Source organism: Stenotrophomonas maltophilia (assembly GCF_900186865.1).
Taxonomy (GTDB): Bacteria; Pseudomonadota; Gammaproteobacteria; order Xanthomonadales; family Xanthomonadaceae; genus Stenotrophomonas; species Stenotrophomonas maltophilia.
Genome location: NZ_LT906480.1, coordinates 3,957,936 through 3,975,751 on the forward strand (window position 1 = coordinate 3,957,936; position 17,816 = coordinate 3,975,751).

Here is a 17,816-nt window from a genome sequence, read left to right on the forward strand (position 1 = left end):
GCGCCCCGTTCAATTTGCAAGTGTTCCGATCCCGGCGGGCTATCGGCGACAATGCACGGATGAACATCCAGCTCAATGGCGAACCCCGCGCCCTGCCCGCTTCGGCAACCCTCCACGACCTGCTCGAGGCCGAACAGTTGCTGCAGCGCCGGGTGGCGGTCGAGGTCAACGGCGAGATCGTCAGCCGCAGCCGCCACGGCGAGCACGTCCTGGCCGAAGGCGACGTGGTGGAGATCGTGCACGCGTTGGGCGGGGGCTGAGACCTCCGGGTGGTGCCGGCCGCTGGCCGGCAATCCGACGCTGTCAGGCACCCTGCATGTGCGGGCCAGCGGCCGGCTCTACCCTCGCTCTCCTGCGGACAGCACCGCCTTGCGTGATCCCATCTTCAGGCGGATAGGCGATAATCGCGCCATGAACGTTCATGTCTCCCCCGATTCGCTGGTGATCGCCGGCAAGACCTATGGCTCGCGGCTGCTGACCGGCACCGGCAAGTTCAAGGATCTGGAAGAAACCCGCCTGGCCACCGAGGCCGCGGGCGCCCAGATCGTCACCGTGGCGATCCGCCGCACCAACATCGGGCAGAACCCGGGCGAGCCGAACCTGCTCGACGTGCTGCCACCGGAGCGCTACACCATCCTGCCCAACACCGCCGGCTGCTACACCGCCGAAGACGCCGTGCGCACCTGCCGCCTGGCCCGTGAGCTGCTGGACGGCCATAACCTGACCAAGCTGGAAGTGCTGGGCGACCAGAAGTCGCTGTACCCGGACGTGGTGCAGACCCTCAAGGCTGCCGAGCAGCTGGTCAAGGACGGCTTCGAGGTCATGGTCTACACCTCTGACGATCCGATCCTGGCCAAGCGCCTGGAAGAGATCGGCTGCGCTGCGGTGATGCCGCTGGCCGCGCCGATCGGTTCGGGCCTGGGCATCCAGAACAAGTACAACCTGCTGCAGATCATCGAAGACGCCAAGGTGCCGATCATCGTCGACGCTGGCGTCGGTACCGCGTCGGATGCCGCGATTGCGATGGAGCTGGGCTGCGACGGCGTGCTGATGAACACAGCCATTGCCGGTGCGCGCCACCCGGTGCTGATGGCCAGCGCCATGCGCAAGGCGGTCGAGGCCGGCCGCGAGGCCTTCCTGGCCGGGCGCATCCCGCGCAAGCGCTACGCCAGCGCCTCCTCCCCGGTGGATGGGCTGATCGGCTGATGACCAATCCATTCGACAGCGCCGGTTCCAAGGCTCCGCCCAAGCCCTTCACCGTAAGCGAGGGCCGCCGCGAGGTGCGCAGCTTCGTGTTGCGCCAAGGCCGCTTCACCCCCGCCCAGCAGCGCGCGTTCGACGAACGCTGGCCGCGCTTCGGCCTCGACTACACCGGCCAACCGCGTGACCTGGACGCCACCTTCGGCCGCCCGGCACACAAGGTGCTGGAAATCGGCTTCGGCAACGGTGCCGCGCTGCGCTTCGCCGCCCAGCACGACCCGTCACGCGATTACATCGGCATCGAAGTGCACGCCCCGGGCGTGGGCCGGCTGCTGAACGCGCTGGCCGACGACAACGCCGACCACGTGCGCCTGTACCACCACGACGCGGTGGAAGTGCTGCAGAACGAGATCGCCGATGGCGCGCTCGATGAAGTGCGCATCTACTTCCCGGACCCGTGGCACAAGAAGCGCCACAACAAGCGCCGCCTGCTGCAGCCGGCGTTCGCCGAACTGCTGGTGCGCAAGCTGCGCCCGGGCGGTCGCCTGCACTGTGCCACCGACTGGGAGGACTACGCCGAGCAGATGTGGGACGTGCTCGATGCCACCGCCGGCCTGGTCAACCGTGCCGGCCTGCGTGGCAGCGTGCCGCGCCCGGACTGGCGCCCGCAGACCCACTTCGAGACCCGCGGCCAGAAACTCGGCCATGGCGTCTGGGACCTGCTGTACGACCGCACCTGACGATCGCCTGAGGACGCCGCGCCCCACATGGATACCGCGCTGACGCTGACCAACGACATGAAGCTCGTGCTCGGGCTGGTCGGCTTCACGATGGCGATGTTCCTGTTCGAGCGCATCCGCGCCGACGTGGTCGCGCTGGTGGTACTGGTGGTGCTCGGTGTCACCGGGCTGATCGCGCCGGAGGAAATCTTCGGCGGCTTCTCCGGTAACGCGGTGATGAGCATCATCGCCACCACCATCCTCGGCGCCGGCCTGGACCGCACCGGGGCGCTGAACCGGCTGGCCGCGTGGCTGCTGCGACGCGGTCATGGCGTCGAGCAGAGGCTGCTGATGATGACCACGGCCATTGCCGGCCTGAACTCGTCCTTCATGCAGAACCCGTCGGTGATGGCGCTGTACCTGCCGGTGGCTTCGCGACTGGCAGCGCGCACCGGCCTGACCCTGCAGCGCCTGCTGCTGCCGATTTCGGCGGCGATCGTGATGGGCGGTGCGCTGACTATGGTCGGCAATTCACCGCTCATCCTGCTGAACGACCTGCTGGCCTCGGCCAACAACAACCTGCCCTCGGGCCTGGCCACCATCGAGCCGCTGCGCATGTTCGCGCCGCTGCCGATCGGCGTGGCGCTGCTGATCGCCTCGCTGCTGTACTTCCGCTACTACGGCGACCGCAAGCTGATCGAGGAAGAGAACCTGGCCAACGACGGGGTCACCCCGGCGCGCACCGAAAGCTACTTCGCCAAGACCTATGGCATCGAAGGCGATGTGTTCGAGCTGGTGGTCAGTGCCGAAAGCCCGCTGGTCGGCATGACCCTGGGCGAGGCCGAGAACCTGCACGATGCCCCGCTGCTGCTGGCCCTGAAGACCGGCAATGACACGCGCCTGGCGCCGCCGGCGGAGATGCGCATCTGGGTGGGCAGCGTGCTCGGCGCAATGGGTCCGCGCGAGCAGATCAACGACTTCGCGCAGAACCAGTTCCTGCGCATGTCTTCGCGCCTGAAGCACCTGGGTGACCTGTTCAACCCGAGCCGCGCCGGTATTTCCGAGGCGGTGGTACCGCCGACCTCGAACGTGATCGGCAAGAGCGCGGCCGACCTGCGCCTGCGCAAGGAGCGCGGCATCAGCCTGCTGGCGATCAACCGCGACAAGCAGGTGATCCGCGAGGACGCGCGCGACGTGCAGTTGCGTGCAGGCGACATGCTGGTCTTCCACAGCATCTGGACCGACCTGGCACAGGCGGCCAAGAGCCGCGACTTCGTGGTGGTGACCGACTACCCGACCGGCGAACAACGCCCGCACAAGTTCAAGATCGCCATGGCGATCTTCGCGTTGACCATCCTGATCGCGCTGACCAGCAAGCTGCCGGTGGCGCTGACGCTGATGACCGGCGTGGCCGGCATGCTGCTGACCGGCGTGCTGCGCATGGACGAGGCCTATGCCTCGATCAACTGGAAAACGGTGTTCATGATGGCCGGGCTGATCCCGCTCGGCTGGGCGATGGACTCCAGTGGTGCGGCGGCGTGGGTGGCCGGCCATACCATCGACAAGCTGCCGACCGGCATCCCGGTGTGGGTGCTGGAGGTGGCGCTGGCGCTGCTGACCACGGCGTTCTCGCTGGTGATCAGCCACGTGGGCGCGACCATCGTGATGGTGCCGATCGCGGTGAACCTGGCACTGGCGGCGGGCGGCAACCCGACCGCGTTCGCACTGATCGTGGCGCTGTCGGCGTCCAACAATCTGATGACGGCCTCCAACCCGGTGATCTCGATGATCACCGGCCCGGCCAACTACACCCCGCGCGAGATGTGGCGGGTCGGCGGACCGCTGTCGCTGATCTACACCTGCGTGGTGGTGCTGATGATCAACCTGATGTTCTGAGAGTTGGGTTTGTTGGCAGGGCTGCGCCCTGCACCCGCCGAATCAACGTCAACGTCAAAGGCTGGCAATCCGTGGGATGGCGGGGTGGGTCCGGTTGCGGGGGACGCCGTAAACCCGTCCGTGGGGGCTTGGCCGCGGCATCCATGCCGCGGACACCCCCGCAACCGGACCCACCCCGCCTTCGACAGTTTCACGCGGCTGGTGGTGGGTGCCGACCGTTGGTCGGCACCGATCTCGCTCTGGTAGCTGTCGACCTTGGTCGACACCGTAGATCCACGCCATGCGTGGATGAATCTCTGGATACCCATTGATGTGGATACCCATTGATCCTGTGGGTGCGAACCTTGGTTCGCACACCGGTTGCCTCAAGCCAGGTAAACCTGCCCGTCGCGCACGTCCACCGGCACCGCGCGCAGGCGGTCGCCCTTGCACGGGCCGGCGATGCAGTCGCCACTGTCCAGGGCGAACGAGGCACCATGCGCGGCGCAGACCAGGTGGCCTTCACGGCTCTTCAGGAACTGGCCCGGGGCCCAGTCCAGGCGGCGGCCGGCGTGCGGGCAGATGTTCAGGAACGCACGCACCTGCGCGCCGTCGCGGTACAGCACCAACGATTCGGCATCGCCATCAACCACCGCTTCGACCTCGGCAAACGCGCCATCGGCAATGGCATCAAGGGCGATCAGGGCGGCAGGGGCAGTCATGGCGAAGGCTCGGACAGTAAACCCCCATTGTCGCACGCCCACTCAGGTGACTGGCTGCGACATGAACACAAGTCATTGATCCGTAATAAGCACAGGCTATATTTAACGAGTTTTTCACTCAATGACAGTGGCGCGTCCCGATACTCTGGTTTCGCTGATCCCAGCCTATCGAGCCGCCATGTTCAATCGCGCATCCGCCTTCAACCAGTTCCGCACCCTGTTCGCGCCGCGCAAGCCGCGCCACCCGCTGGTGCGCGTTGCCGTGGGCCTGCTTGGCCTGGCGATCCTGGCCGCGATGGTGTTCATCGGCGTGTTCGTCGGTGCGGCGATGATCCTGGTGGGCCTGGCGTGGAAGCTGCTGGCCTCGCGCAAGCCGGGTGTTGCCCGTCCGGTCGACCCGACCGTGGTCGAAGGCGAGTACCGCGTGGTGCGCAAGCCAGTGCTGCCGGCCTCGCGCTGATCCAGGTCTTCCGCGCCCGCTGACGGCGGGCGCCATGCGTTCTAGACTGCGGGCACGCCCTTCCTGGATGCCCGAATGTCCGATGTCTCCGATGTGATCCCTGCCGTAGCCCTGCCGCGTGTCCCGGTAGTGGGCGGTGGCAGTTTCCCCGTGCACCGCATCTACTGCGTCGGCCGCAACTTCGCCGACCACGCCCGCGAAATGGGCGCGGCGGTGCCGGCGGCCGATGACCGTGGCCGCCCGATGTTCTTCAGCAAGCCGGCCGATGCGATCGTGGTCGGCCATGACGACGCCATCCCCTACCCGCCGGCGACCGCCAACCTGCACCACGAAGTGGAGCTGGTGGTGGCGATCGGCCGTGATGCGCCCGCAGGCGAACTGGCCGTGGCCGATGCCGAAGCACTGGTCTACGGCTACGCCGTCGGCCTGGACCTGACCCGCCGCGACCTGCAGGCTGCGGCCAAGGACAAGGGCCACCCGTGGGATGCCGCAAAGGGCTTCGATGCCTCCGCGCCGATCAGCGAAATCGTCCACGCCGAAGAGGTCGGCGACCTGGCCGCGCTCAACCTGTCGCTGGAGGTCAACGGCGAGGTGCGCCAGCAGGCGCTGCTGGACCAGATGATCTGGAACGTGCCGGAGATCCTGCATGAGCTGTCCAAGCTGTGGCAGCTGCGTGCCGGCGACCTGGTGTTCATGGGCACCCCGTCCGGGGTGGCCGCACTGAAGCCCGGCGACCGCTTCAGCGCGCGACTGGAAAACGTGGCCGAGCGCCACGGCGTGATCGCCGGCTGACATCACCTGCGCTACCCTGCGCGCTGTCCACTTCCCCACCGGAGAAAAACAACAATGGGAATGCTCACCGAGTTCAAGGAATTCGCGATGCGCGGCAACGTCATCGACCTCGCCGTCGGCGTGGTGATCGGCGCGGCCTTCGGCAAGATCGTGACGGCGCTGGTCGAGAAGATCATCATGCCGCCGCTGGGCCTGCTGATCGGCAAGGTGGATTTCTCGCAGCTGGCGTGGACGCTGTCACCGGCCCGGATCGGGCCGGACGGCAAGGAGATTCCGGCCGTGGTGATCGGCTATGGTGACTTCATCAATACGCTGATCCAGTTCGTGATCGTGGCCTTCGCCATCTTCATCGTGGTCAAGGCGATCAACCGCCTGTCGCGCAAGCAGGAAGCTGCACCGGCCGCACCGGCCGAGGAAGTGGTGCTGCTGCGCGAGATCCGCGACAGCCTGAAGAAATAAGGCGGCAGAACGGTAGTGCCGGCCGCTGGCCGGCAACATCGGAACATGCGGAAGCCGGCCAGCGGCCGGCACTACCGCAGCTGCGCGAAAGCCCCGCTCCGGCGGGGCTTTCGCTTTGCCGGACATGGCGGAAAACAGCGTTCGCGCCAGCCATGACCTCCCGCCCATGCGCCGGGCTGAACGACTGTTAAGCTCCAAGGCTTAGGTCCCTTCCCGGAGTTGTCCATGCGTCGCCGCGTCCTTGCCATCGCATCCTCCCTCGCCCTGCTGGCCGCCCCGGCCTTCGCGGCGCCGCATACCACCACCCTGCCCCCGGCGTCGCTGGCCACCGCCGCGCAGCTGCGCGACCAGGCGCTGGCCGATGACACCGGCTGGAAGGTGGTCGAATCGCTCACCACCGAAATCGGCCCGCGCATCGCCGGCAGCGAGGCCGACGCCCGCGCCGTGGCCTGGGCCGAAGCCAAGTTCAAGGCACTGGGCTTCGACAAGGTGTGGAAGGAACCTGTGACCTTCCCGAAGTGGGAGCGCCGCAGTGAACACGCTGCCGTGACCGGCAGGAACCCGCAGCCGCTGCAGATCACTGCGCTGGGCGGCAGCCCGGGCGGCACGGTGGAAGCGGAGGTGGTGCGCTTCGCCGATCTGGCCGCCCTGCAGGCGGCACCGGCCGGTTCGCTGAAGGGCAAGATCGCCTTCGTCGATTACCAGATGCTGCCGTTCCGCGATGGCCGCGACTACGGCCGCGGCGGTGCAATCCGCAGCAAGGGACCGTCAGAAGCGATCCGCAAGGGCGCGGTGGGCTTCCTGATGCGCTCGGCCGGTACCGACTCCCACCGCGTGCCGCACACCGGCATCACCCGTTTCGATGATGGCCTGACCCCGGTGCCGTCGGCGGCACTGTCGGTGCCCGATGCCGACCAGCTGGCGCGCCTGCTGGCCCGTGGCAGCACCACGGTGAAGGTGGCACTGGATTGCGGCTGGGACGGCACCGCCACCTCGTACAACGTGATCGGCGAGATCACCGGCCGCATCCTGCCGAAGGAAGTGGTGGTGATCGGCGGCCACCTGGATTCGTGGGACCTGGGCACCGGCGCCGTGGATGACGGCGCGGGCGTGGGCATCACGATGGCCGCCGGCCACCTGATCGGCCAGCTCAAGCAGGCACCGAAGCGCACCATCCGCGTGATCGCCTTCGCCAACGAGGAGCAGGGCCTCTACGGCGGCAAGGCCTATGCCGAGGCACACGCCAAGGACGTGGCCCTGCACCAGCTGGCCGCCGAGAGCGACTTCGGCGCAGGCCGCATCTACGCCTTCAATACCGGTTCACCGAATCCGGAAGGCTCGCGTGAAGCGACGAAGCAGATTGCCGAAGTGATGAAGCCGCTGGGCATCGAGTACCAGGCCGACAAGGGTGGCCCGGGCCCGGACGTCGGCCCGCTGGCCGCCAAGGGCGGTGCGTGGGCGTGGCTGGCGCAGGACGGCTCGGACTACTTCCACCTGCACCACACCGCCGACGACACGCTGGACAAGATCGACCCGAAGGCGCTGGCGCAGAACGTGGCCGCGTATACGGTGTTCGCGTACCTGGCGGCGGAAGCCGATGGCAGTTTCGGCAGCGAAGCCAAGGCGACCACGCCTCCGAACGAATGATGCGGTAGTGCCGGGCCATGCCCGGCGAGCGCAGCGGCAGGAGCGGTGCGAACCAAGGTTCGCACCCACCAAGGCGGGTCCTGAATCAGGAACCCGGCAGGGTCAGAGCCCTCGCCTGCGGCGAGGGATCCGACCCCGATCATGCGAGCCCGGATACGGGATCACCCGCGTCGACTGGCCCATTGCGCCAGCAGCACGGCCGTGGCCGAGGCCACGTTCAGGCTCTCCACCGCGCCACTGCCGGGAATCGAGACCTGCAGGTCGCACTGTCCCGCCAAACCGCGGTCCATGCCCTCGCCTTCGGCGCCCATCACGTACACCAGCCGCTCCGGCAGCGACGCACGGAACACGTCGTCGCCACCCTCAACGAGGGTCGCCGCCAGCCCGAAGCCGGCCGCACGCAGCTGCGCCATCGCCTGAGCAGTCTCCGGCAGCTGCACCAGCGGCACCGACTCCGCCCCGCCTTCGGCCACGCGTGCGGCAGCACCGGACAGTGCCAGCGTGCTACCGGCCGGCAGCAGCAGCGCCTTGACGCCGAAATGCGCGGCCGAGCGCAGGATCGCGCCGAAGTTGTGCGGGTTGCCGACACCATCCAGCCACAACGCCAGCACCGGGCCCTGCTCCAGATCGGCCAGCCACTGCGCCAGCGGCACGACCGGCGCACGCAGCACGTCAGCCACCAGGCCTTCGTGATGGGTCGTGGCAGCCAGCTTGTTGAGATCGCCCTCCTCCACCACGCGATAGCCCACGCGGTTGGCCACGCACCACTTCAGCACCGGCTGCATGCGCGGAATCAGCGCGTCCACCAGGTACAGCTTGCGCAGCGCCTGCGGGCGCTTGGCGAACAGCGCCTGTACGGCGTTCCAGCCATACAGGCGCAGTTCGTCGTTGCCGCGCCCCGGCGGCGGCGGGGTGCCGCCCTCACGCGGTGGCAGCGGGGTGGCCCGCGGCGGTCGCGACGACGGGCAGCGGGCATTCTTCCAGGGATCATTCACTACGGGACAACTCCAGCTTGCGTTGACGCCAGAAATCGGCGTTCTTGATGCCCAGGGCATCGGGGTCGAAGATTGGATCGAGGCCGAGCTTCTTCTGTCGTTCGTAATCACGCAGGGCGAGCATGGCCGGCTTCTGGATGATGAGGATGGCAATGATGTTCAGCCAGGCCATCAGGCCGACGCCGATGTCACCCAGCGCCCAGGCCAGGGTCGCATTATGGAACGCGCCGAACACCACCATGCCGATGATGCCCAGGCGCAGCACCAGCACGGTCAGCGGGCGCTTCCTGTTGTGGTTCACATAGCTGAGGTTGGTCTCGGCCATGTAGTAGTACGCCATGATGGTGGTGAAGGCGAAGAAGAAGATGGCGATGGACACGAACGCCGAACCCCAGCCCGGCAGCACGGCTTCCACACCGGCCTGGGCATAGCCCGCGCCTTCCGGAATGCCGGCCAGGCCCTGGAAGATCGGCGCGGCGCCGGCCCCTGCGGGCGAGTAGACGTTGTAGGTGCCGCTGGCCAGGATCAGGAACGCGGTGGCGGTGCACACCATCATGGTGTCGAAGTAGATGGCGAAGGCCTGCACGTAGCCCTGCTTGGCCGGGTGCGAGACTTCCGAGGCGGCCGCTGCATGCGGGCCCGAACCCTGGCCGGCTTCGTTGGCGTAGATGCCGCGCTTGATGCCCCACTCCACCGCCAGGCCCATCATCGCGCCGAACGCGGCGTGGGTGCCGAAGGCGCTGCTGAAGATGATGTTGAACATCTCCGGCACGCGGTCGTAGTTGATGATCATGATGACGATGGCCATCAGGATGAAGCCGGCGGCCATGAACGGCACCACCACTTCGGCGAAGTTGGCGATGCGCTTGACGCCGCCGAAGATCACCACGCCCAGCAGCAGCGCGACCACGATGCCGATGCCCAGCTTCAGCGCCTGCACCGATTCCATGCCGAAGGCCTGGCCATCGAGCGGCCCGCACAGCGCGGTGCCGCGGCAGGCGTTGATGATGCTGTCGGCGATCGCGTTGGCCTGCACGCCCGGCATCAGGAAGCCGGCGGCGATGATCGTGGCGATGGCGAAGGCCAGCGCGTACCACTTCAGGCCCATGGCCTTTTCGATGTAGTAGGCCGGGCCACCGCGGTAGCGGCCTTCAGCGTCCTTGGTCTTGTAGATCTGCGCCAGGGTGCATTCCACGTACGAAGTGGACGCGCCGAGGAAGCCCATCACCCACATCCAGAAGATCGCACCGGGGCCGCCGAAGGCGATGGCGGTGGCCACGCCGGCGATGTTGCCGATGCCCATGCGGCCGGCCATCGACATGGCCAGGGCCTGGAACGAGGACACGCCGGCGTCGGATTTCTCACCCTTGACGGTGAGGCGGCACATCTCGAGGAAGCCGCGGATCTGCATGAAGCGCGTGCGCAGGCTGAAGAACAGGCCGGCGCCCAGGCACACGAAGATCAGTGCCTTGCTCCAGATGATGCTGTTGATGAAATGTACGGTTGCTTCCACGCGCGCTCTCTCCAGTCGGCGGGTTGTAAGGACGTCCCGTCGGCTGGAAGGGACCGGTCGATTCTCCCTGATCGAAGGCCGCTGCGGTAGCGCCGGATCAATGGGGGCTGCGGGATGGGTGGGTGGGATGACTGCGCTGACGCCATGATGCCCGGTAGAGTCGACTGTTGGTCCACTGCCGTTGGCCCCGGTCGCAGAAGAGCCCGCGCTGCGCGCGATAGTCGACTCTACCCCTCCCCCTCCCCGGCTGCTCAGGGCAGCTGGGTGCGTACCCGGGCGAAGCGGCGCAGGTCGTGCAGGACGCCGCGCTTGTAGACCGCACAGCGCTCCACGCCCTCTTCCTGGAAGCCGCTCTTCTCCAGTACACGGGCCGAGCCGAGGTTGAAGTCGACCACGCTAGCCTGCAGCCTGAACAGGCGCAGTTCGTCCATCACCCACGGTGCAAACAGGCCGACCACGCGGGTCATCACGCCCTGCCCCCAGTAAGCCTGGCCGAGCCAGTAACCCAGTTCGGCGGTATGCCCACGCTCGGCCACGCCCTGCTGGGCACCGACGCTGCCGCAGGCCTGGCCGTCGATCTCGATGGCCAGGTTCAGGGTTCCAGGGGCCAGCACGCGGCCCGCCAGGAAGGCCTCGCCATCCTCGCGCGTGTACGGGTACGGATCACGCAGGCCCCGCGATACCTCGGCGTCGTTGGCATGCCGCAGCAGGGATTCCAGGTCTTCCGGGCGCCAGGGGCGCAGTCGGAAACCCTCTCCCTGTAGTGGCGGGGTCAGAGCCCTTTCCGTTCCGGAAAGGGATCCGCCCCCTGGTCCGACCCCGTCGGCAGGCCGGTCAGGCATGCCCGCCCACCGAGGGCGATTCGGCTTCCTGCTTCTCCAGCTCGCGCTTCACCGCTTCCGGCGAGCGGGTGTACGGGGCCAGCCGCGCGTAGAACGCCGGCACCACGAACAGCGACAGGAACGTCGAAAGAGTCACGCCGAAGATGATCACGATGCCGATCGTGCCACGGCTGGCCGAGCCGGGGCCACCGGCCACCACCAGTGGAATCGCGCCGACCACGGTGGCGATCGAGGTCATCAGGATCGGGCGCAGGCGCACCATCGCCGATTCGATGATCGCCTCGCGCACGGTTCTTCCGTCGTCGCGCAGCTGGTTGGCGAATTCGACGATGAGGATGCCGTTCTTCGCTGCCAGGCCGACCAGCATGACGATGCCGATCTGGCTGAACAGGTTCACCGTGCCGCCGCTCACCCATAACCCGACCAAGGCACCGAGCACGCCCAGCGGCACGGTCAGCATGATGGTGAGCGGGTGGATGAAGCTCTCGAACTGCGCGGCCAGCACCAGGTAAACCACCAGCAGGGCCATGGCGAAGGTCAGCAGCACCGCGCCACCCGCACTCTGGTACTCGCGCGATTCGCCCTTCCAGTTCACCTGCGCGTACTGCGGCAGTTCCTCGCGGGCCACGTTCTGCGCCCAGGCGATGGCCTCGCCCAGCGGATAGCCCGGTGCCAGGCCGGCGGTGATGGTGATCGAGCGCAGGCGGTTGAAGCGGTTCAGCGTGCCCGCCTCGGCCACTTCGCTGAGCGTGACCAGGTTGGACAGCGGCACCAGTTCGCCGGAGGTGGCACGCACACGGATCGCAGCCAGGTCGGCCGGGCTGGCACGGCCATCGCGACCGGCCTGCACCAGCACGTCGTACTCCTCGCCGTTGTCGACGAAGGTGGTGACGCGGCGCGAGCCCATCATGGTTTCCAGTGCCGAACCGATCGCGGTGACCGGCACGCCGAGATCCGCCGCACGCTGGCGGTCGATGTTCACCCGCATCTGCGGCCGGGTTTCCTTGTAGTCCGAATCCGGGCCGACCAGGCCCGGATTGTCGGCCATGCGCAGCAGGATGCGGTCACGCCACTGCGCGATCTCGGCGTATTCCGGGCCGCCCAGCACGATCTGGAATGGCTGGCCACCACTGCGCACCAGCCCGCCGCCCACCTGCGTACGCACGCGCACGCCGCGGATGGTGTCCAGCTCCTTCTGCAGTGCGTTGGCCACGTCCGGCGTGGCCTCGCTGCGCTGGCGCCACGGCTGCAGGAAGATGCTGACGCGGCCGGTGTGCATTTCCTCGCTGGCGCCGAAGCCGCCGGGCACGCGGGGGTTGGCACGCACGATCGGCTTGTCCGCGCCCACGTGCGGCGCCAGCAGCGCTTCCACCTGCTGTACCTGCTGCACGGTGTAGTCGTAGCCGGCGCCTTCCGGGCCGTCGATCATGATCTGGAACGAACCGCGGTCTTCGGCCGGCGCCAGCTCCGACGGCAGCAGTTTCAGCAGGCCCCAGCTGGCGGCCAGCGCGGCCACCATCACCAGCAGGTAGATCCACGTGCGGTCCACGTGATGGTCGAGCACGCGACCATAGCCGGAGGCCAGGCGCTCCAGGTTGCGGTTGACGAAGCCATGCAGGCCGCGCGGTGCCTGCCCGGTGTGCGGCTTGAGCAGTTTGGAGGCCATCATCGGCGTCAGCGTCAGCGCCACGAACGCGGACAACGCAACCGCTGCCGCCAGCGCCACCGCCAGTTCGCGGAACAGGCGGCCGGTATTGCCTTCCAGGAAACCGACCGGCAGGAACACCGCCACCAGCACGGCGGTAGTGGCGATCACCGCGAAGGCGACCTGCGTGGTACCGCGCTTGGAGGCCACCAGCGGGGGCTCGCCCAGGTCGATGCGGCGCTGCACGTTTTCCACCACCACGATCGCATCGTCCACCACCAGGCCGATGCACAGCACCAGGGCCAGCAGGGTCAGCAGGTTGATCGAGAAATCGAACGCATACAGCGCGATGAACGCCGCGACCAGGCAGACCGGCACCGTTACCGCCGGGATCAACGCGGCGCGGAAACTGCCGAGGAACAGCCAGATCACCGCCAGCACCAGGATCATCGCTTCCACCAGCGTGGCATAGACGCGGTCAACTGCGGCTTCGATGAAGGTGGTGTTGTCGAAGGCGACGAAGATCTGCGTGCCCTTGGGCAGGGTCAGTGCCACCCGCTCGGCTTCAGCGCGCGCGGTACGCGCCACGTCCAGCGAGTTGGCGGTGGAGGTCTTGACGATGCCCAGGCCGATGCCCGGCTCGCCGTTGCTGCGGTAGTACGCGCGACGCTCGGCCGAAGCCAGTTCGATCTTCGCCACGTCGCCCATGCGTACCACGTAGCCGTCGCGGCCCTTGCCCAGCGGGATGGTCGCAAAGTCTTCCGGCTTGATGTAGTTGCGCTCCACGCGCAGGGTGAAGTCACGGTCGGTCGACTCGATGCGGCCGGCCGGCAATTCCACGTTCTCGTTGCGCAGTGCGGTTTCCACATCGCCAGTGGTCAGCCCGCGCGCGGCCAGCTGGTCACGGTCCAGCCAGATGCGCATCGCATAGCGCTGGCGGCCACCGATGCGGACCTGGGCCACGCCATCGAGGCTGGAGAAACGATCGACCACGTAGCGGTCGGCGTAGTCGCTCAGCTCCAGCGTGTCCATGGTCGAGGAGACCATGTTGAACCAGATGATGGGGTCGGCATCGCTCTCGACCTTGGCGATTTCCGGCGGACGCGCTTCTTCGGGCATGCGGTCGGCGACGCGGCTGACCGCATCGCGCACGTCATTGGCCGCCGCTTCGATATCGCGGTTGGAGGTGAACTCGATGCTGACCTGCGAGCGGCCGTTGGTGCTGCGCGCATTGATCGTATCGATGCCTTCGATGCCGGCCAGCGCATCTTCCAGCACCTGGGTGATGCGGCTTTCGATGACCGCCGCCGAGGCGCCGGTGTAGTCCACCGACACCGACACGATCGGCGGATCGATGGCGGGCAGTTCGCGCAGGGTCAGGCGGGTGAAGGACATCACGCCCAGCACCAGCAGCAACAGGCTCATCACCACGGCGAACACCGGCCGCTGGATGGAGATGTCGGACAGCTTCATCCGCCGTGGCCCTCGGCCGCGACCGGCACCGGTGCATCCGCCGGCTTGGCACCGCTGGCCGGCGCCGCATCCTTGGCCGCGACCTTCAAGCCCGGGCGCAGCTTGCCGGTGCCATCGACCACGATACGCTGGCCGGCTTCCAGGCCCTGCTTGATCTCAACCACGCCGGCGCGGCGCGCACCGGTCACCACGTCCACGCGCTCGACGCTGTCGTCGCTCTTGATGCGGTACACGAACGTGTCGCGGCCCACCTGCACCACGGCGATTTCCGGCACCACCAGCGCCGGGCGCTCGGGGCGGAACAGGCGCACGTCCAGCAGCATGCCCGGGCGCAGCGCATGGTCGCTGTTGGCGAAATCGCCGCGCACGGTCACCGCACGGGTCGCCGGGTCGATGCGTGCGTCGATGGTACTGACCACGCCCTCGAAGGTGCGGCCCGGCCACGCCACGCTGGTGGCACTGACCTTGTCACCGACGCCCAGTGCGGCCAGTTCCACTTCCGGCACCTGGAAATCGATGTGCATGTGCTCGATGTCGTCGAGCGTGGCGATGACCGTGGTCGGGGTCACCAGCGAGCCCGGGCTGACCTGGCGGATGCCGAGCACGCCGGCGAACGGTGCGCGCACACGGCGATCACCGATGTCGGCCTGCATCTGCATCACGCGCGCCTCGGCGGCATCACGGATCGACTTCTGCGTATCCAGTGTGGCGCTGGACACCAGCCGCTGGGAGGCCAGCTCGCGCTGGCGCTTGTACAACTGGTCGGCCTCGTGAAAGGTGGCCTGCGCCTGCACCAGCGCCGCTTCCTGGGCCTGCCCGCGCAGCGTCACGATCGGTGCGCCGGCGGCGATGTGCTGGCCGCTTTCGAAATGCACCTTCTCGACGATTTCGCTGACCTTGGCGGTGACGCTGATCGACTCGCGCGCCTTGGCCGTGCCCAGCGCCTGCAGGGTGTCGTTCCACTGCATGGGCTGCACCACCTGCGCCGTGACCGGCACTGCTTCGCCCTGCCGACGCGCGGCGGCCTCCTGTTTGCCTGCGCACCCGGCCAACACGGCCAGGCTGAGGCCAAGGGCCAGGGTCGAAGCGATACGAGCCAACATGAATGGTCCTGATTGATCCACGGCCGCCGAGTGTAGGCAAGGCCCCGCAAAAGCGGTATGTGCCAAGCGTTTACCATCGTGGAACCGAAGCCGTGATAGCGCCTTGAACCCGTTCCGTGCAAGGCTGCCCTTGGCGGTGTCGGCGTGTGTCGGGTTGTATCCAGCCGTGCACCACGGGCGTTGCCATCGTAGAGTCGAAGCTGCCCGACAGAGGGCGTCGGGCGGGGACGGATCCTGGCGGGGATCCGGCCCCGGTTTTTTTTCACCCGGCGGATCAGTACCGGTAGTTCACCTTCATCCACAGGCTGCGCCCGGGCTCGTTGATGCGCACCGGGTCGGCCGGGAAGCCGAAGTCGGCACTGCCGGCCAGGTTCAGGTGCTCGCTGTAGGCGCGGTCGAACAGGTTGTCGACGCCCGCGCTGAGCTGCAGCTGCGAACTGAAACGGTACGCGGCGTTGAGCGCGAACGTGGCGAAACCTGCACTCGGCCCGAGGTCCTGTGCGACCACGTTGCCCTGGCCCTCGGCCACGCGGTGCTGGTGGGTCACCGCACGCAGCAGTGCCCCGGCACTCCAGCGCTGGCCTTCCCAGTTCGCGCTCAGGCGTGCTTCCAGTGGTGGCATCTGCGGCAGCGGACGCTACTGGTCGCGGTTCTCGCCCCAGGCATAGGCCAGCGTGCCGCCCAGCTTCCACTGCCCGGCCAGGCTCACTTCCAGGCCCGCCTCGGCACCGGCGATGCGCGCGTCGACATTGCGGGCCTGGCTCATGCCCATCATGCCGCTGCCGTGGTACGTGAACAGGATGTAGTCCTGGATCTGCCCGGCGTACGCCGAAACCCACGTCTGCACGCGCGGTCCCTTGTACTGCAGGCCGACGTCGAGCTGGGTGGTGCGTTCGGGCTGCACGCCGGTGAACGCGTTCACTGCGCCGGCCGGGCCATGGTTGGGCGAGAACAGCTCCCAGTAGTCGGGCATGCGTTCACTGTGGCCGAGCCCGGCGTACCAGGTCAGGCCGTCGGCCAGGTCCTGCTCGTAACGCAGGAAACCACTGCCGAGCCATTCCTTGCGGCGCTGGCCCGCAGTCGGATTGGGCCTGTTCCCCATCATTCCGCGGAGCGATTGCCGCTCATCGCGGACGCTGGCGCGGTCGATGCGCAGGCCACTGATCCACCGCTGATCGGTGCCGGCGCCGAGGGTCAACTCGGTGAACACGCCGTAGCGGCGGAACTTGGCATCGGTCTCCCAGGCGGCCTGGCGGTAGGTGTTGCGGCCCATGCCCATGCGGCCACGATGGCGGCTGTCTTCGCCGTCCACACCCGCCACCAGTTGCACGTCCTGCCAGTGCCACTCGGAACTGACCCGGCCGCCCTGGGTACGGCGGTCCACGTTCGACGCCATCGGCATCGGCATCATGCTGTTGGGATTCGGCGTGCGCAGCGTGTAGTTGTCCATCACGTGGTCGGCTTCGTTGTAGTACACGTTGGCCTGCAACGTGTCCCACGCACCGGGCAGATTTCGTTTTTCGAAGCGCGCGGCATAGCTGGTGCGTTCGAACGCGGCACCGTCCATGCCGCGCCCGGCGTAACGCGCGATGGCATCGCCGGCACCGGCGGAAATCTCCAGCAGCGTGTCGGCATCCGGCGTCCAGCCGATGGCTACGTCACCGTTCCACTTGCGCCACTTCGACGGCACCACGTCACCGTGGCCGTCCTTGTAGTCATCGGCCTCGGAGCGGTTGCCGTTGGCACGCACGTAGCCGGTCGGGTTGCCCAGGGTCAGGTCCAGCACCTGGTCATTGCGGTTGCGCGAACCGACCAGCGCACTGGCATCGGCACGCAGGCCGGGTTCATCGAAGCGCGGCGTGTCGCGCTCGAAGCGCACGGTACCGGCCGAGGCACCTGCGCCCCAGCGCACGCTCTGCGGGCCCTTGATGATGGTCAGCCGGTCGAAGCTCTCCGGCGCGATGTAGGACAGCGGATTGTCCATGCGCGACGGGCAGGCACCGATCAGGTTGCCGTCGTTGCTGAGGATGTTCAGGCGCGAACCGAACATGCCGCGCAGCACCGGGTCGCCGTTGGTGCCGCCATTGCGGATGGCAGAGAAGCCGGGAACGGTTTTCAGGTAATCGGCACCATCACTGGCCGGCACCGGCTGCCGCGGCAGGCGTGGGTCGGTCACCCAGTGCAGCGGCGAGGACGGTGCGGCGGCGGTGACCACCATCGTATCGAGGGTACGCGCCTCTTCGGCAGGCGCGGCGTAAGCCAGTGACGTGGTCACGGCCAGGCCAAGGGCAGCCGGCAGGCGCGCGCAGGCGCCCGCGGGGCGGGAAGTCATTTTCATCGGAACAGCTCCAAGGTACGCACGCGCGCACGG

Annotated in this window: 14 protein-coding genes and 1 pseudogene; 8 read left to right on the plus strand and 7 right to left on the minus strand. The window is 67.6% G+C overall.

The window, feature by feature from the left end; genetic code table 11:
• Window positions 1–59: 59 nt before the first annotated feature.
• From thiS to CKW06_RS18770, 4 genes are all read left to right on the plus strand, one after another.
• Window positions 60–260 (plus strand): sulfur carrier protein ThiS, encoded by a 201-nt coding sequence (gene thiS, locus CKW06_RS18755; protein ID WP_005410812.1) that lies wholly within the window; start codon window positions 60–62, stop codon window positions 258–260.
• 151 nt (window positions 261–411) lie between these two features.
• Complete coding sequence (locus tag CKW06_RS18760) at window positions 412–1,206, plus strand: thiazole synthase (RefSeq protein WP_005410813.1); 795 nt, start codon at window positions 412–414, stop codon at window positions 1,204–1,206.
• Window positions 1,206–1,940, plus strand: coding sequence for a tRNA (guanosine(46)-N7)-methyltransferase TrmB (gene trmB / locus CKW06_RS18765; protein ID WP_024956762.1), 735 nt, complete (start codon window positions 1,206–1,208; stop codon window positions 1,938–1,940). Before CKW06_RS18760 ends, trmB begins: the two co-directional genes overlap by 1 nt.
• Before the next feature lie 27 nt (window positions 1,941–1,967).
• Window positions 1,968–3,815, plus strand: coding sequence for an SLC13 family permease (locus CKW06_RS18770; RefSeq protein ID WP_005414317.1), 1,848 nt, complete (start codon window positions 1,968–1,970; stop codon window positions 3,813–3,815).
• 365 nt (window positions 3,816–4,180) lie between these two features.
• Here the strand turns inward: CKW06_RS18770 and CKW06_RS18775 are convergent, their stop codons facing one another.
• The gene (locus tag CKW06_RS18775; RefSeq protein ID WP_024957685.1) at window positions 4,181–4,516 is read right to left on the minus strand and encodes a Rieske (2Fe-2S) protein; all 336 of its coding nucleotides are present in this window, start codon (window positions 4,514–4,516) and stop codon (window positions 4,181–4,183) included.
• A gap of 178 nt (window positions 4,517–4,694) precedes the next feature.
• Here CKW06_RS18775 and CKW06_RS18780 point away from each other — a divergent pair, with 178 nt between their 5' ends.
• From CKW06_RS18780 to CKW06_RS18795, 4 genes are all read left to right on the plus strand, one after another.
• Window positions 4,695–4,976, plus strand: a complete 282-nt coding sequence (locus CKW06_RS18780) for a hypothetical protein (RefSeq protein ID WP_005410817.1) — start codon at window positions 4,695–4,697, stop codon at window positions 4,974–4,976.
• Window positions 4,977–5,051: 75 nt separating this feature from the next.
• A complete protein-coding gene (locus CKW06_RS18785) occupies window positions 5,052–5,768 on the plus strand; it encodes a fumarylacetoacetate hydrolase family protein (protein WP_012481114.1) in 717 nt (238 codons plus the stop codon).
• A 54-nt stretch (window positions 5,769–5,822) separates the two neighbouring features.
• A complete protein-coding gene (gene mscL, locus CKW06_RS18790) occupies window positions 5,823–6,227 on the plus strand; it encodes a large-conductance mechanosensitive channel protein MscL (protein WP_005410819.1) in 405 nt (134 codons plus the stop codon).
• A gap of 225 nt (window positions 6,228–6,452) precedes the next feature.
• Window positions 6,453–7,874 (plus strand): M28 family peptidase, encoded by a 1,422-nt coding sequence (locus tag CKW06_RS18795; RefSeq protein WP_024957684.1) that lies wholly within the window; start codon window positions 6,453–6,455, stop codon window positions 7,872–7,874.
• Between the two features lie 161 nt (window positions 7,875–8,035).
• On the opposite strand, the gene CKW06_RS18800 is transcribed toward CKW06_RS18795, so the two are convergent.
• From CKW06_RS18800 to CKW06_RS18825, 6 genes and pseudogenes are all read right to left on the minus strand, one after another.
• Complete coding sequence (locus CKW06_RS18800) at window positions 8,036–8,869, minus strand: TrmH family RNA methyltransferase (RefSeq protein ID WP_024957683.1); 834 nt, start codon at window positions 8,867–8,869, stop codon at window positions 8,036–8,038.
• On the minus strand, window positions 8,862–10,382 hold the full coding sequence (locus CKW06_RS18805; RefSeq protein ID WP_005410822.1) for an alanine/glycine:cation symporter family protein: 1,521 nt from the start codon (window positions 10,380–10,382) through the stop codon (window positions 8,862–8,864). Before CKW06_RS18805 ends, CKW06_RS18800 begins: the two co-directional genes overlap by 8 nt.
• A 251-nt stretch (window positions 10,383–10,633) precedes the next feature.
• Window positions 10,634–11,224: a GNAT family N-acetyltransferase gene (locus CKW06_RS18810; RefSeq protein WP_024956885.1), complete on the minus strand. Its 591-nt coding sequence runs from the start codon at window positions 11,222–11,224 to the stop codon at window positions 10,634–10,636.
• Complete coding sequence (locus tag CKW06_RS18815; protein WP_005410824.1) at window positions 11,217–14,342, minus strand: efflux RND transporter permease subunit; 3,126 nt, start codon at window positions 14,340–14,342, stop codon at window positions 11,217–11,219. The genes CKW06_RS18810 and CKW06_RS18815 overlap by 8 nt, the downstream gene beginning before the upstream one ends.
• The gene (locus CKW06_RS18820; protein WP_012481120.1) at window positions 14,339–15,445 is read right to left on the minus strand and encodes an efflux RND transporter periplasmic adaptor subunit; all 1,107 of its coding nucleotides are present in this window, start codon (window positions 15,443–15,445) and stop codon (window positions 14,339–14,341) included. Before CKW06_RS18820 ends, CKW06_RS18815 begins: the two co-directional genes overlap by 4 nt.
• A 274-nt stretch (window positions 15,446–15,719) precedes the next feature.
• Window positions 15,720–17,783 (minus strand): annotated as a pseudogene (locus CKW06_RS18825) (TonB-dependent copper receptor).
• Window positions 17,784–17,816 lie beyond the last annotated feature (33 nt).

Excerpts from the sequence above, each read along its gene's own strand:
- CKW06_RS18785 (WP_012481114.1), top strand. The coding sequence starts at position 5,052 with ATGTCCGATGTCTCCGATGTGATCCCTGCCGTAGCCCTGCCGCGTGTC.
- thiS (WP_005410812.1), top strand. The coding sequence starts at position 60 with ATGAACATCCAGCTCAATGGCGAACCCCGCGCCCTGCCCGCTTCGGCA.
- CKW06_RS18770 (WP_005414317.1), top strand. The coding sequence starts at position 1,968 with ATGGATACCGCGCTGACGCTGACCAACGACATGAAGCTCGTGCTCGGG.
- trmB (WP_024956762.1), top strand. The coding sequence starts at position 1,206 with ATGACCAATCCATTCGACAGCGCCGGTTCCAAGGCTCCGCCCAAGCCC.
- CKW06_RS18820 (WP_012481120.1), bottom strand. The coding sequence starts at position 15,445 with ATGTTGGCTCGTATCGCTTCGACCCTGGCCCTTGGCCTCAGCCTGGCC.
- CKW06_RS18815 (WP_005410824.1), bottom strand. The coding sequence starts at position 14,342 with ATGAAGCTGTCCGACATCTCCATCCAGCGGCCGGTGTTCGCCGTGGTG.
- CKW06_RS18760 (WP_005410813.1), top strand. The coding sequence starts at position 412 with ATGAACGTTCATGTCTCCCCCGATTCGCTGGTGATCGCCGGCAAGACC.
- mscL (WP_005410819.1), top strand. The coding sequence starts at position 5,823 with ATGGGAATGCTCACCGAGTTCAAGGAATTCGCGATGCGCGGCAACGTC.
- CKW06_RS18795 (WP_024957684.1), top strand. The coding sequence starts at position 6,453 with ATGCGTCGCCGCGTCCTTGCCATCGCATCCTCCCTCGCCCTGCTGGCC.
- CKW06_RS18810 (WP_024956885.1), bottom strand. The coding sequence starts at position 11,224 with ATGCCTGACCGGCCTGCCGACGGGGTCGGACCAGGGGGCGGATCCCTT.
- CKW06_RS18775 (WP_024957685.1), bottom strand. The coding sequence starts at position 4,516 with ATGACTGCCCCTGCCGCCCTGATCGCCCTTGATGCCATTGCCGATGGC.
- CKW06_RS18780 (WP_005410817.1), top strand. The coding sequence starts at position 4,695 with ATGTTCAATCGCGCATCCGCCTTCAACCAGTTCCGCACCCTGTTCGCG.